The organism is Pseudooceanicola lipolyticus, from assembly GCF_002786325.1.
In the GTDB taxonomy this organism is placed as follows: Bacteria; Pseudomonadota; Alphaproteobacteria; order Rhodobacterales; family Rhodobacteraceae; genus Pseudooceanicola_C; species Pseudooceanicola_C lipolyticus.
Genome location: NZ_PGTB01000041.1, coordinates 1 through 12640, shown reverse-complemented (window position 1 = coordinate 12640; position 12640 = coordinate 1). Strand labels below are relative to the sequence as shown.

The 12640-nt window shown below is 64.4% G+C and carries 14 protein-coding genes; 9 read left to right on the top strand and 5 right to left on the bottom strand.

The genetic code is table 11. The features are described from left to right. Window positions 1–62: 62 nt before the first annotated feature. From CVM52_RS11885 to tig, 6 genes are all read left to right on the top strand, one after another. Window positions 63–893, top strand: a complete 831-nt coding sequence (locus CVM52_RS11885) for a carbohydrate ABC transporter permease (RefSeq protein ID WP_100162716.1) — start codon at window positions 63–65, stop codon at window positions 891–893. Between the two features lie 11 nt (window positions 894–904). Then, window positions 905–1909 (top strand): ABC transporter ATP-binding protein, encoded by a 1005-nt coding sequence (locus CVM52_RS11880; RefSeq protein WP_100162715.1) that lies wholly within the window; start codon window positions 905–907, stop codon window positions 1907–1909. Then, on the top strand, window positions 1906–2673 hold the full coding sequence (locus tag CVM52_RS11875) for an L-iditol 2-dehydrogenase (protein WP_100162714.1): 768 nt from the start codon (window positions 1906–1908) through the stop codon (window positions 2671–2673). Before CVM52_RS11880 ends, CVM52_RS11875 begins: the two co-directional genes overlap by 4 nt. Then, the gene (locus tag CVM52_RS11870; protein ID WP_100162713.1) at window positions 2673–4145 is read left to right on the top strand and encodes a mannitol dehydrogenase family protein; all 1473 of its coding nucleotides are present in this window, start codon (window positions 2673–2675) and stop codon (window positions 4143–4145) included. The genes CVM52_RS11875 and CVM52_RS11870 overlap by 1 nt, the downstream gene beginning before the upstream one ends. Window positions 4146–4492: 347 nt before the next feature. Continuing rightward, window positions 4493–5599 carry a porin gene (locus CVM52_RS11865; protein WP_100162712.1) on the top strand — a complete coding sequence of 369 codons (1107 nt, stop codon included), beginning with the start codon at window positions 4493–4495 and terminating at the stop codon, window positions 5597–5599. A 195-nt stretch (window positions 5600–5794) separates the two neighbouring features. After that, complete coding sequence (gene tig / locus CVM52_RS11860) at window positions 5795–7129, top strand: trigger factor (protein WP_100162711.1); 1335 nt, start codon at window positions 5795–5797, stop codon at window positions 7127–7129. 176 nt (window positions 7130–7305) lie between these two features. Here tig and CVM52_RS11855 read toward each other — a convergent pair whose 3' ends face one another. The 4 genes from CVM52_RS11855 to rpsF form a co-directional block, all read right to left on the bottom strand. Beyond that, window positions 7306–7785 carry a lytic transglycosylase domain-containing protein gene (locus tag CVM52_RS11855; protein WP_100162710.1) on the bottom strand — a complete coding sequence of 160 codons (480 nt, stop codon included), beginning with the start codon at window positions 7783–7785 and terminating at the stop codon, window positions 7306–7308. A gap of 158 nt (window positions 7786–7943) precedes the next feature. Further along, window positions 7944–8579: a 50S ribosomal protein L9 gene (gene rplI, locus CVM52_RS11850; RefSeq protein WP_100162709.1), complete on the bottom strand. Its 636-nt coding sequence runs from the start codon at window positions 8577–8579 to the stop codon at window positions 7944–7946. 13 nt (window positions 8580–8592) lie between these two features. After that, window positions 8593–8820, bottom strand: a complete 228-nt coding sequence (gene rpsR / locus CVM52_RS11845) for a 30S ribosomal protein S18 (protein WP_025061827.1) — start codon at window positions 8818–8820, stop codon at window positions 8593–8595. Window positions 8821–8849: 29 nt separating this feature from the next. Further along, entirely contained in the window at window positions 8850–9209 is a 360-nt protein-coding gene (rpsF, locus tag CVM52_RS11840) for a 30S ribosomal protein S6 (protein ID WP_100162708.1), read from the bottom strand. Between the two features lie 273 nt (window positions 9210–9482). Between rpsF and CVM52_RS11835 the strand changes: the two genes are divergently transcribed. After that, a complete protein-coding gene (locus CVM52_RS11835; RefSeq protein ID WP_240620947.1) occupies window positions 9483–10001 on the top strand; it encodes a hypothetical protein in 519 nt (172 codons plus the stop codon). 202 nt (window positions 10002–10203) lie between these two features. Continuing rightward, complete coding sequence (locus CVM52_RS11830) at window positions 10204–10776, top strand: YceI family protein (protein ID WP_100162706.1); 573 nt, start codon at window positions 10204–10206, stop codon at window positions 10774–10776. A 73-nt stretch (window positions 10777–10849) separates the two neighbouring features. Here the strand turns inward: CVM52_RS11830 and CVM52_RS11825 are convergent, their stop codons facing one another. Further along, window positions 10850–12076: a cytochrome b/b6 domain-containing protein gene (locus tag CVM52_RS11825; RefSeq protein ID WP_100162705.1), complete on the bottom strand. Its 1227-nt coding sequence runs from the start codon at window positions 12074–12076 to the stop codon at window positions 10850–10852. A gap of 160 nt (window positions 12077–12236) precedes the next feature. Here CVM52_RS11825 and CVM52_RS11820 point away from each other — a divergent pair. Then, the coding region (locus CVM52_RS11820; protein ID WP_133119831.1) for an ACP S-malonyltransferase at window positions 12237–12640 on the top strand (404 nt) is incomplete at its 3' end.

Here is a 12640-nt window from a genome sequence, read left to right as displayed (position 1 = left end):
GGCGCACGTTCGGGACTGCCGGGGGCCTGGCAGGGGCCGGAACTGCGAGAGGAGCAACTGATATGGCGCGTGCCGTTACCAATCGCCGCAAGGCCATCACCACCATCATCGCCTGGGGCATCGGGATCATGATCTTCTTCCCGATCCTCTGGACCATCCTGACCAGTTTCAAGACCGAGGCCGAGGCGGTGGCCGATCCGCCCTCGTTCCTGTTCTTCAACTGGACGCTGGAAAATTACGGCGTGGTGCAGGAGCGGTCGAACTACCTGCGTTACCTGTGGAACTCGGTGGTGATCTCGGTTGGCTCGACCCTGCTGGGGGTGATCATCGCGGTGCCGGCAGCCTGGGCCATGGCCTTCGTGCCGGGCAAGCGCACCAAGGATGTGCTGCTGTGGATGCTCAGCACCAAGATGCTGCCGGCGGTCGGCGTGCTGTTCCCCATCGTGATCATCGCACGTACCACCGCGCTGTTTGACACCCATCTGCTGCTGATCCTGGTGCTGACGCTGATCAATCTGCCGATCATCGTCTGGATGCTATACACCTATTTCCGCGAGATTCCGGGCGAGATCCTGGAAGCGGCGCGGATGGACGGTGCCACCCTGCGGGACGAAATCCTGTATGTGCTGACGCCGATGGCAGTGCCGGGCATCGCCTCGACCATCCTGCTCAATATCATCCTGGCCTGGAACGAGGCGTTCTGGACCCTGAACCTGACCACGGTCAACGCGGCGCCGCTGACCGCCTTTATCGCCAGTTATTCCAGCCCCGAGGGTCTGTTCTACGCCAAGCTGTCGGCAGCGTCGACGATGGCGATTGCGCCGATCCTGGTGCTGGGCTGGTTCAGCCAGAAACAACTTGTCCGCGGCCTGACGTTCGGCGCGGTGAAATAAGGAACGAGGACATGGGACGCATCACGCTTGATAAGGTTCGCAAGGCATTTGGCGATGTCGAGGTCATTCCGCCACTGGATCTGACCATCGAAGATGGGGAATTCGTGGTTTTCGTCGGCCCGTCGGGTTGTGGCAAATCCACCCTGCTGCGGCTGATCGCCGGGCTGGAGGATGTGTCGGGTGGGCAGATCCGCATCGACCGCGAGGACGCCACCCATGTGCCACCGGCCAAGCGCGGTCTGGCCATGGTGTTCCAGTCCTATGCGCTCTATCCGCATATGTCGGTGCGCAAGAACATCGCCTTTCCGCTGCGCATGGCGGGCATGGATCAGGCCGAGCAGGACAAGCGCGTCGGCAATGCGGCCGATGTGCTGAACCTGACCGACTACCTGGAGCGCCGCCCCGGCCAGCTGTCGGGCGGCCAGCGGCAGCGGGTCGCCATCGGTCGCGCCATCGTGCGCGAGCCGGCGGCCTTCCTGTTCGACGAACCGCTGTCCAACCTCGACGCGGCGCTGCGCGTCGGCATGCGGCTGGAAATCTCCGAGCTGCACAAGCGGCTGGAAACCACGATGATCTACGTCACCCACGACCAGGTCGAGGCGATGACCATGGCGGACAAGATCGTGGTGCTGCAGGCCGGCCGGATCGAGCAGGTGGGCTCGCCGCTCGACCTGTACCGGACCCCGCGCAACATCTTTGTCGCCGGGTTCATCGGCAGCCCGAAGATGAACTTCCTCGGCGGCGAAGACGCGGCCAAGCGCAATGCGCAGACGATTGGAATCCGTCCCGAGCACATCTCGGTCTCCTCCTCCGAAGGTGAATGGAAAGGGACGGTGGGCGTGTCCGAGCATCTTGGCTCGGACACGTTCTTCCATGTCCACCTGGACGGCAAGCCCGAACCGATGACCGTACGGGCCGGTGGCGAGGTCGATTTGCACCATGGCAACAACATCTGGCTGACCCCTGATCCGCAGCAGATCCACCGGTTTGACAGCGAGGGGCTGCGCATCGGATGAAGCGGCTGCAGGGCAAACGCGCGTTGATCACCGGTGCCGCTCGCGGCATCGGGCTGGCCTTCGCGCGAGCCTATGCCGCCGAGGGGGCGCGAGTGGCCATCGCCGATATCGATCTGGCCCGGGCCGAAACGGCCGCAAGCGAGATCGGCGGCGTGGCGGTGGCGATGGATGTGACCGACCGTGCCAGCATCGAGGCGGGCGTTGCCGCCACGGTGCAGGCGCTGGGCGGCATCGACATCCTGGTCAACAATGCCGCGCTGTTTACCGCCGCGCCGATTGTCGAAATCGAATGGCAGGATTTCGACCGCGTGTTTGCTGTCAACGTGGCGGGCACCCTGTTCACCTTGCAGGCGGTGGCAGAGCGGATGATCGCGCAGGGTCAGGGCGGCAAGATCATCAACATGGCCAGCCAGGCGGGCCGCCGGGGCGAGCCGCTGGTGGCGGTCTATTGCGCCAGCAAGGCGGCGGTGATCTCGCTGACGCAATCTGCAGGGCTGGACCTGATCCGGCACGGCATCAACGTGAATGCCATCGCCCCCGGTGTGGTCGATGGCGAACACTGGGACGGCGTGGATGCCTTTTTTGCCCGCTACGAAGGCAAGGCACCGGGGCAGAAAAAACGCGAAGTGGGCGCGGCGGTGCCCTTTGGCCGGATGGGCACAGCCGAGGACCTGACCGGCATGGCGATTTTCCTGGCCACGGGCGAGGCCGATTACATCGTCGCGCAGACCTACAATGTCGATGGCGGAAACTGGATGAATTGATGCCTCTATCGCTTTCTGAAACTACACTCTCCGATCTGCCGAACGGGGTGCAGGGGCCGGGCTATGACCGGTCGGCACTGACGCCCGGTATCCTGCATGTGGGGGTGGGCAATTTCCACCGCGCGCATATGGCGGTCTATCTGGACCGGCTGTTTGCCACCGGGCAGGGCCGGGACTGGGCGCTGGTCGGGGCCGGGGTGCGCCCCGGCGACGCGGCGATGCGCGACCGGCTCAAGGCGCAGGACTGGCTGACCACCGTGGTCGAGCTGGACCCCGACGGGCTGTCGGCGCGGGTGATCGGACCGATGGTGGATTTTGTCGAGATCGACACCGGCCAGACCGTGGCGCGGATGGCCGACCCGGCGATCCGCATCGTGTCGACCACGATCACCGAGGGCGGATATTACCTGCGCCCGGATGGCGGGTTCGATGCCGACCATCCCGACATGGTGTCGGATGCCGCGCAGCCGGACGCGGCGAAAAGCGTGTTCGGCATGATCCTGCGGGCGCTGCGGCTGCGGCAGGTGGCGGGGGTTGCGCCCTTTACCGTGATGTCCTGCGACAACTTGCCGGAAAACGGCCATGTGGCGAAACAGACGGTGACCGGGCTGGCGCGGCTGTCGGATCCGGAATTTGCCGACTGGATCGACGCCAATGTCGCCTTTCCCAATTCGATGGTGGATTGCATCACGCCGGCGACCTCTCCGCGCGAGATTGACATGGTGCGTGACCGTTTCGGTATTGCCGATGCGGCGCCGGTGGTCTGCGAACCGTTCCGCCAATGGGTGTTGGAGGATGATTTCCCGTTGGGCCGGCCGCCGCTGGAAGTGGTCGGGGCCGAGTTTGTCGAGGACGTGGCGCCCTACGAGCTGATGAAGCTGCGGATGCTGAACGGCGGTCATGCCGCCATCGCCTATCCCTCGGCGTTGCTGGGCCACCATTTCGTGCATGATGCCATGGCCGACCCGCTGATCCGCGACTGGCTGCTGGCGCTGGAACGGCGTGAGGTCATTCCGACATTGGGGTCGATCCCGGGGGTGGATTACGCCGCCTATCTTGACACCCTGGTGGCCCGGTTCGGCAACTCGGCGGTGGGTGACACCATCCCGCGGCTGTGTCTGGACGGTTCGAACCGCCAACCCAAGTTCATCCTGCCGACCCTGGCCGATGCGATGAAGGCGGACCTGCCGATCCAGGGGCTGGCCCTGGAGGTGGCGCTGTGGTGCCGGTATTGCGCTGGAACCGACGAGGCGGGCAAGGCGATCGCGCCGAATGACGACAACGCGGCCGAATTGAAACGCCGCGCCCTGGCGGCACGGCAGGAGCCGGGCGAATTCCTGGCCAACACCGCCGTCTTTGGGGATCTGGGCCGCTCGGAGGCCTTTGCCCAGGTCTTCGGCGTCTGGCTGGACCGGCTGTGGAGCGATGGCACACGCGCCACGCTGCAGCGGTATCTGGACAGCGGCAACTGACGCCGTAACGCTGATCGCTGGCGGGGCGGGCCCGCGCTTTCACGAACTTGTTCAAGGGGTTGGCCGAGCCGTTGTCGAAACGACTCGGCTTCTCTGCCGCCTGCCATGCGCACAAGGTCTGGCGGATATGCTTTGACTTTTGCACCGGGTCTTTGCCCGTTGCTTTCCATCGAGCCGCATGGGTTCTGTGGGGGGGGTTTATCAATAAAAATCAGTGCTTTGATGGGGTGTTCATTTCGCGTCCCTGCAGATTTGTGCATTGGTGCGCAGTGGTTTGTGCGGCTCTTTGATCCGGGGCCGTTGCTGCCCAAATCCACCGGGTTACAGCAACAACAAGGCACTAACCCATGCAAAACTATCGTGGTGCAACCGCAGCAATGGCCCTGGTCGCGGCCGCGGCGGCAGCCCCCGCCGCGGCGGAGCTGAAATATGAAAACGGTCGGGGCGGTTCGGTAACCGTCTACGGTCAGGTCAATCCCGGCTATCTGTCCTTTGACGATGGCGTCGGCAGCACCAGCGAGCTGGTGGACAACGCGCATTCCGGTTCGCGCGTCGGCCTGTTGCTGCTGCAGGACTATGATGCTGGGACGTTCAGCTTTAACTTCGAAACCTCGCTTGGGCTGCGGTCGTCGGCCGGGTTCGACCAGACCTTCACGCCGGGCGGCGCCGATTGGTCGCGCACCAACCTGCGCCGGATCGACTTTGCCTTTGCCTCCAACAGCTGGGGCAAGATCTCGGCCGGGCAGGGCTCGATGGCGTCGGACGGCATTGCCGAGGCGGATTTCGGCGGCACCGGCCTGACCAACTATGTTGGCGTTGCCGATGCGGCGGGCGGGTTCCAGTTCCGCACCGCGGCAGGCGCGCTGTCGGGGGTGACGATTGGCGACGTGATGCCCACCTTCGACGCTGGCCGCCGTGGGCGCGTGCGCTATGACACGCCCGACTTCAACGGCTTCACCTTTTCGGTGGCGGCCGGCAAGGACATCCTGACACCGGATAGCGACGACGAATATTACGACGCTGCGCTGCGCTATTCCCGCGCCTTCTCCGGCTTCGAGTTGGATGCCGGTGTCGGCTTTTCGCGCCGCGACCGCAACGGCGTCGATCGCGACGACACCTTCGGCTCGCTGGCGGTCAAGCTGGATTCGGGGATCAATTTCGCCGTTGCCGCCGGCAGCCGCAAGGATGACGGCGACTATGTCTACGGCAAGGTCGGCTATGACCGGAAATTCCTGTCGATCGGCGAAACCTCCTTTGCGGTTGATTATTATCGCGGCAACGATTTCAACTCGGTCGGCTCCGAGGCGACCTCGGTCGGCGTCGGGATCAACCAGGATATCGACAGCATCAACACCCAGCTCTATCTGGGATATCGGACCTATGAATTTGCCGAAGTCGCGACCAGCTATCTGGAGGCGGATTCGGTTCTTTTCGGCGCACGCTGGCGTTTCTGAGAACCTTTCGCCATCGGCCCGAGACCGGCACGTCCCGCTATGCGGGGCGTGCCGTTTCGATTCCTTCGCATGGGATGGCCGACAGCGCCGGAATCGCCGGGAATGCCCTTGCACGCAGGCGAGACTGCACTTAGAAGGCGGCAAATTTGCCAGGCGCGCCCGGTTGCGCGCCCCGAACCTTATGGGGAAATCGAAATGCAGGTAACCGAGACGCTGAACGAAGGTCTCAAGCGAGGCTATGCCATCACCGTCACCGCTGCCGAGCTGGACGAGAAGGTCAATGAAAAACTGGCCGAAGCGCAGCCCGAGATCGAGATGAAGGGCTTTCGCAAGGGCAAGGTTCCGATGCCGCTGCTGAAAAAGCAGTTCGGCCCCCGCCTGCTGGGCGAGGCGATGCAGGAATCCATCGACGGCGCCATGTCGAAGCATTTCGAGGACAGCGGCGAGCGCCCGGCGATGCAGCCCGAGGTCAAGATGACCCGCGAGGACTGGAAAGAGGGCGACGATGTCGAGGTCGAGATGTCCTATGAGGCGCTGCCGCAGATCCCCGAGGTGGACCTGCGCACGCTGAGCCTGGAAAAGCTGGTGGTGAAGGCCGGCGACGCCGAGGTCGACGAGGCATTGGCCAACCTGGCCGAAAGCGCGCAGGATTTCGAAGCCCGCGACGAAGGCGCGGCGTCGGAAGACGGCGACCAGGTGGTGATCGATTTTGTCGGCAAGGTCGACGGCGAGGCCTTCGAGGGCGGCAGCGCCGAGGACTATCCGCTGGTGCTGGGCTCGAACAGCTTCATCCCCGGCTTTGAAGAGCAGCTGGTGGGCGTCAAGGCGGGCGAGGAAAAGGCCGTGACCGTGTCCTTCCCCGAGGAATACGGCGCCGAGCACCTGGCCGGCAAGGAAGCGGTGTTCGACTGCACCATCAAAGAGGTCAAGGCGCCGAAGGCGGCCGCAATCGACGACGAGCTGGCGAAGAAATTCGGCGCCGAAGACCTGGCCGCGCTGAAGACGCAGGTCGCCGAGCGGCTGGAAGCGGAATATGCCGGTGCCGCGCGCCAGGTGCTGAAGCGTGGGCTGCTGGACAAGCTGGACGAGATGGTCACCTTCGATCTGCCGCCCAGCCTGGTCGAGGCCGAGGCCAAGCAGATCGCGCATCAGCTGTATCACGAGGAAAACCCCGAAGATAAGGGCCACGATCACGGCGAGATCACCCCGACCGACGAGCATAACAAGCTGGCCGAGCGCCGGGTTCGGCTGGGCCTGCTGCTGGCCGAGCTGGGGCAGAAGGCCGAGGTCGAAGTGACCGATGCCGAGATGACCCAGGCGATCATGAACCAGGCGCGGCAATATCCCGGCCAGGAACGCCAGTTCTTCGAATTCGTGCAGCAGAACCCGCAGATGCGCCAGCAGCTGCGCGCCCCGATCTTCGAGGAGAAAGTGGTGGATTACGTGGTCGAGCTGGCCGAGGTGAGCGAAAAGGAAGTCACCAAGGACGAGCTGCAAAAGGCGGTCGAGGCGCTGGAAGACGACGAGTAAGCCACACGAGATGTGTGACGCGAAAGCCGCCGGGTCTCCGGCGGCTTTTTTGTTTGTCGTGGTGCGGAAGATTGGCCGGAGCGGCCTGCGCGACAGGGCGGCGAGGAGGCGCGGGCACCTGCAGCGGGGGTATCTTCAAAGACAAGATGCAGAGGCCGCGGAGGCGGCCGGCAGGGTCAGATCAGGCCGGTTTCGCGCAGCATGCCGCGACGCTTGGCCTCGTAGTAATAGCCCTTGGAATAGAGGCCGACGGCGCGATCATAGCTGCCATCGGCCAGCAGCCAGGCACCGCGCAGGTATTTGACCGCGAATTTCAGGTTGGTTTCGGCATCCAGAAGGTCGTCGGGCTTGCCCCGGAACCCCATCGTGCGGGCGGTGGCGGGCAGGATCTGCATCAGCCCGTAATAGGGCCGGTTCAGCGCCTCGGGACGATGGGTGCTTTCGCGCACCACCACGCGATGTACCAGCGGGCGGGGTACGGTGTAGTGATCGGCATATTGGTTGATCAGCGACCGCAGCGCCGGGGTCTCGTTGGGATAAAGCGGCGGTTCCGCACGCGGTTCGGCCTGGGCGTCGCGCAGGCCGCAGCCAGACACGGGAACAAAGGCGGCTGCGGCGGCGAGGGCCATCAGGCGGCGGCGGGTCAGGATCTGCATGGAGGCTCCGGCTTGTGACCCCGGCACTTTAGCCGCCGCGCAAGGCGGGGCAATATTGCAGAATCGGGCTGCGCGGGGTCTTGCCGAAGGTGCGGGGGGAATAAAAAAAGCCGCGCAGGGGCTGCGCGGCTTTCCAGATTGTTGCGGACCTTTGCGGCTTAGCCGCGCGCGGTCTCGTCGTCTTCCGAGGCGGGCGTCTCGACGCCGGCAGCATCGGCCAGATCGCCGTCATCGGAGGCGGCGCTGCCGATGTCGTCGAACAGTTCGGCGATCTCGAATTCAGCGGCGGCCTCTTCCTCGGCGGCGAGTTCCTGGATCGACTTGCCCGAGGCCTGAAGCTCGGCCTCTTCGGGCGAGCGGGCGACGTTGAGCTTGATCTTGATCTCGACCTCGGGGTGCAGGGTCACATTGACCTCGTGCAGACCGAGTTCCTTGATCGGACGCTCGATGACCACCTGCTTGCGGTCCACCGAAAAGCCGGCCGCGGTGGCGGCATCGGCGGCGTCGCGGGTGGTGACCGAGCCGTAGAGCGAGCCGCCATCGGACGCCTGGCGAATCACCACGAACTGCTGGCCGTCCAGACGGTTGCCCATATCCTCGGCTTCCTTGCGGGTTTCGAGGTTGCGCGCTTCCAGCTGGGCTTTCTGCGCTTCGAAGGCCTGGATATTGGCCTCGGACGCGGTCAGCGCCTTGCCCTGCAGCAGCAGGTAGTTGCGGGCATAGCCGGGCTTGACGTCGACGACGTCGCCCATCTGGCCAAGCTTGGCAACGCGTTCGAGAAGAATGACTTGCATCGGTCTTTCCTCCTTACTTCACGGCATAGGGGAGCAGGGCGAGGAAGCGGGCGCGCTTGATGGCGCGGGCCAGTTCACGCTGCTTCTTGGCCGAGACGGCGGTGATCCGGCTGGGAACGATTTTGCCGCGCTCGGAGATATAGCGCTGCAGCAGCCGGGTGTCCTTGTAATCGATCGCGGGCGCATTGTCGCCCGAGAAGGGGCAAACCTTGCGGCGACGGAAAAACGGTTTTGTAGCCATGGGTTACAGTCCTTTGTGCAAGCGTTTGATCAGCGGCGGTCGCGGCGGTCGCCACGGTCGCGTTCATCGCGTTTCTGCATCTGCACCGACGGGCCTTCCTTGTGCTCGTCCACTTTGATGGTGAGCACGCGCATCACGTCGTCATGCAGGCGCATCAGGCGCTCCATTTCCTGCACCGCGGCCGCCGGGGCATCGGTGCGCAGAAAGGCGTAGTGGCCCTTGCGGTTCTTGTTGATCTTGTAGGCCATCGTCTTGACGCCCCAATACTCGTGATCGACGAGCGCGCCGCCGTTATCCGAGAGGACGGTTCCGAAATGTTCGATAAGGCCTTCAGCTTGCGTGTTGGACAGATCCTGACGCGCAATCATGACATGCTCGTAGAGTGGCATGCGGACTCCTGTTTCTGTCGGGGCGCACTTCAAAGGTGGGGCCAGAAGCTCCTTTTGCGGCCCCGCCACGAGAGGGTGCGCGGTTCAATAGATATGCAAAAGGAAGCGCCCGTATACACGCTTTGACGTGCGGGGCAAGCGGGGAACGCTCAAATGCACGCCGCCTGCCGCGCTAAATCCCCGTGTCTGCCGCATTCTGGTCGCTTTGTTTACCATCATTTGACGCAAGGTCAGAGACCTTCAGGCTGCGATTTTACCAGAGGATTAATGAGTATGGATATGTTGCAGGACCCGTTTGTTCCGGCGCACCGGGCCGAGCCCGAGGCGGACGCTCCTTCGCCGGTGATGCTGAGCTTTGCGCCGAACTGGCCGGTGCGCGTGGTGCTGTTCCGGGTCAGCGGCACCGCCCTGATCCTGTCGGCCGCGGGCCTGTGGCTGATGCCCGGCAGCTTTGATGACAGCGAATTGCTGCTGCTGAAACTGGGCATCTCGATCTTTTTCTTCTTCTGCGGCCTGGCGCTGCTGATGCGTAACCACGAAGACACCCAGCCGGATGCCTGTTTCGACCCGATCCGCCATGAGGTGCGGGTGCTGCAGAAAAACGACCGCGGCCAGCCGCAAACCCTGCTGCGGCGACGCTATGACAGCCTGGGCTGCGCCGAATTTCGCAACAACTCGGTCGAACTCTTCGATGTCGATGGCAGCCTGCTGATGCGCCTGGTGATCGACGATCCGGAAGTGCGCCAGTCGCTGCGGGCGCAGCTGAGCGGGCTGGTCTGCATCACCGGCTGAACTGCCGAATTCTCTGAGCGAGAACCGCCAGCCCGGGCGCCGCGCGGGCGGTCTTTGCCTGTTTCCGGGCAGGAGCGGCACCGGGTTGTTCAATAAAACACAGAAGTTGTGGGCTATTGGAGACTTGTCTCTGCGCTGCAGCGCCTCATCTTTCGAGGACGTTTTGCCAACTCCTCCCAAACACCATCTAAGGAGATACCGAATGAAGACCTTTGCCCTCGCCGCAGCCCTGTCCGTTGCCGCGACCGCAGGCCTTGCCGCGCCCGAGAAATACGTTCTGGACCCGAGCCACAGCCAGATCGTGTTCAGTTACGAGCATCTGGGCTTTTCCACCACCTACGGGATGTTCTCGGGTTTTGACGGCGAAATCATCTTCGACCAGGAAGAGCCGGAAGCGTCGAGCGTGACGGTGTCTTTCCCGGTCACTTCGATGCTGACCGGTTGGGAGCAGCGCTTTGACCATTTCATGTCCGGCGATTTCTTCGGCGCCGACGCCAATGACACGGTCACTTTCACCTCCACCGACATCGAGTTGACCGGCGACACCACCGCCGAGATCACCGGCGACCTGACGATGAACGGTGTCACCCAGCCGGTCGTGCTGGATGCGGTGCTGAACCAGGCCGGGGTTCACCCGCAGGCCAATGCGCCCTGGGCCGGGTTCAGCGCCACCGCCACCGTGCTGCGCTCGGATTACGACATGGGCATGTTCGTGCCCTATGTCAGCGACGAGGTTCAGGTGAATATCTCGATCGAGGCGCAGAAGGCCGAATAAGCCAGGCGCCCGCGACAGCAACCGCCGGTCTCCGCGTCGAGGCCGGCGGTTTTTCTTTGCGTGCTGTTCGGGGTCACTCGGCGCTGCGCCTGGCGGTCAGCGCCACCGAGATCGCAACCGAGAAGCCGACCGAGCTTTCGTCCTGCATCGATTGGCCGATATTGAAATCCAGCCGGTTGACCTCGGTCGCGCCCGTCATGGTGGCGGTGTCGCCCTCCAGATCCAGCGTGAAGGGCAGGGTGATCGGCACGCTTTGCCCCTTGATGGTCAGCGGACCGTAAGCGGTATAGCCGAGCGCGGTTTTTTCGATGGTGCCCGAAAAGGTCGCGGCGGGATGGGTCTCGGCGGCAAAGAAATCGCCGCCCATCGCCTGTTGCGTGACCGAGCCCAAGGTCAGCGAGGGGATCGCGATGGTGACCTCGACCGAGCCGGCGGGGCCGGGTTCAGGCGGCTCCTCAAACCGGATCGCGGCGGTCCAGTCGGCGAACTGGCCCTGCACCGGGGTGCCGGCCTGCATCACCGTGATGCCGAGCGCGCCCTCGGTCACCTGCCAGTCCGTGGGCGCGGCGGCAAGCGTGGCCTGGGTGTTCGCCGCGCCGCGGGACGGGAAATAGCCCGCCGTATATCCCAGCCCAAGGGCGATGGCCCAGACCGAAAGCGCCGCGATCAGCGGCACCAGCCCGTGCGGCTGTGCCTTGGGCACTTGCGCGTCGACGCGGCCGGGCAGCATCCGGCGCAGCGTGGCATCGCGGTCGATCACGTGGTGTTTCAACGCCCCGGCAATGTGCAGCAGGATCGCGCCGCCCAGCACGTAGACGAAGATCTGGTGCAGCGCCGCGAAGATCTCGGACACAAGCTCATCCACCGGCACGAACGGCAGGCCCTGGCCGAACGGCCACCAGATCGGCGCAAAACCGGTGGTGGCGGCATTGTGGAGCCAGCCCGATAGCGGCACCAGCACCAGCGAGCCGTAGAGGATCCAGTGGATCATCTGGGCCAGAAAGGCCTCGGCGCGGCGGTCGGGATGCAGCAGACCCGGACGCGGCTGGATGGCGGCCCAGAGGATGCGCAGCAGGGCGACGAAGAAGATCAGCACGCCCAGCGTCTTGTGCAGCGAAAACAGCACCACCGTGCGCTGGACCAGCGCCTGATCCGGCGCGGCGGTGGCGTCGCGGACCTGGTGCGCCAGGTCGCTGGCAATCAGGCCCAGCGGAAACATCGTCAGGATCAACAGCGCGATCAGCCAGTGAAAGGTTTTTGCGACGGCGCCGTAGTGCAGATGGGTGTTTGTCAGGCTCATTTCGGGCTCCGGTTGGCGTCGCGGTGAAAATGGCCCTTGGCGCAGGCGGGCTCAACGGCCAAATGCGCGCGGCTCTGCACAGCGGTCGTGCAGCCGGGCAGGCGTTGCCATGACGGCGGCCGCGGGCTATTCCGGGGCAAATGCAAGCGGAGGGCAGAGGATGAGCAGAGCATGGGTGTTCCCCGGACAGGGGGCGCAGGCCGTCGGCATGGGCCGGGCACTGGCCGAGGCCTACCCGGCGGCGCAGGCGGTGTTCGACGAGGTCGACGCGGCCCTGGGCGAAAAGCTGAGCGCGCTGATCTGGGACGGCGAGATCGAGGAACTGACGCTGACCAAAAACGCCCAGCCGGCGCTGATGGCAACTTCGCTGGCCACGGTGCGGGCGCTGGAGGCCGAGGGCGTCACCGTGGATCAGGCGGCCTTTGTCGCCGGGCATTCGCTGGGTGAATATTCGGCATTGGCCGCGGCGGGCGCGTTGAGCCTGGGCGATGCCGCGCGGCTGCTGCGCACCCGCGGCAGCGCGATGCAGCAGGCGGTGCCGGTGGGTGTGGGGGCCATGGCGGC

Coding starts and splice junctions, on each gene's coding strand:
- CVM52_RS11870 (WP_100162713.1), top strand. CDS start 2,673: ATGCCTCTATCGCTTTCTGAAACTACACTCTCCGATCTGCCGAACGGG.
- CVM52_RS11865 (WP_100162712.1), top strand. CDS start 4,493: ATGCAAAACTATCGTGGTGCAACCGCAGCAATGGCCCTGGTCGCGGCC.
- CVM52_RS11885 (WP_100162716.1), top strand. CDS start 63: ATGGCGCGTGCCGTTACCAATCGCCGCAAGGCCATCACCACCATCATC.
- CVM52_RS11825 (WP_100162705.1), bottom strand. CDS start 12,076: ATGAGCCTGACAAACACCCATCTGCACTACGGCGCCGTCGCAAAAACC.
- rpsF (WP_100162708.1), bottom strand. CDS start 9,209: ATGCCACTCTACGAGCATGTCATGATTGCGCGTCAGGATCTGTCCAAC.
- CVM52_RS11880 (WP_100162715.1), top strand. CDS start 905: ATGGGACGCATCACGCTTGATAAGGTTCGCAAGGCATTTGGCGATGTC.
- rpsR (WP_025061827.1), bottom strand. CDS start 8,820: ATGGCTACAAAACCGTTTTTCCGTCGCCGCAAGGTTTGCCCCTTCTCG.
- CVM52_RS11855 (WP_100162710.1), bottom strand. CDS start 7,785: ATGCAGATCCTGACCCGCCGCCGCCTGATGGCCCTCGCCGCCGCAGCC.
- CVM52_RS11835 (WP_240620947.1), top strand. CDS start 9,483: ATGGATATGTTGCAGGACCCGTTTGTTCCGGCGCACCGGGCCGAGCCC.
- rplI (WP_100162709.1), bottom strand. CDS start 8,579: ATGCAAGTCATTCTTCTCGAACGCGTTGCCAAGCTTGGCCAGATGGGC.
- CVM52_RS11875 (WP_100162714.1), top strand. CDS start 1,906: ATGAAGCGGCTGCAGGGCAAACGCGCGTTGATCACCGGTGCCGCTCGC.
- tig (WP_100162711.1), top strand. CDS start 5,795: ATGCAGGTAACCGAGACGCTGAACGAAGGTCTCAAGCGAGGCTATGCC.
- CVM52_RS11830 (WP_100162706.1), top strand. CDS start 10,204: ATGAAGACCTTTGCCCTCGCCGCAGCCCTGTCCGTTGCCGCGACCGCA.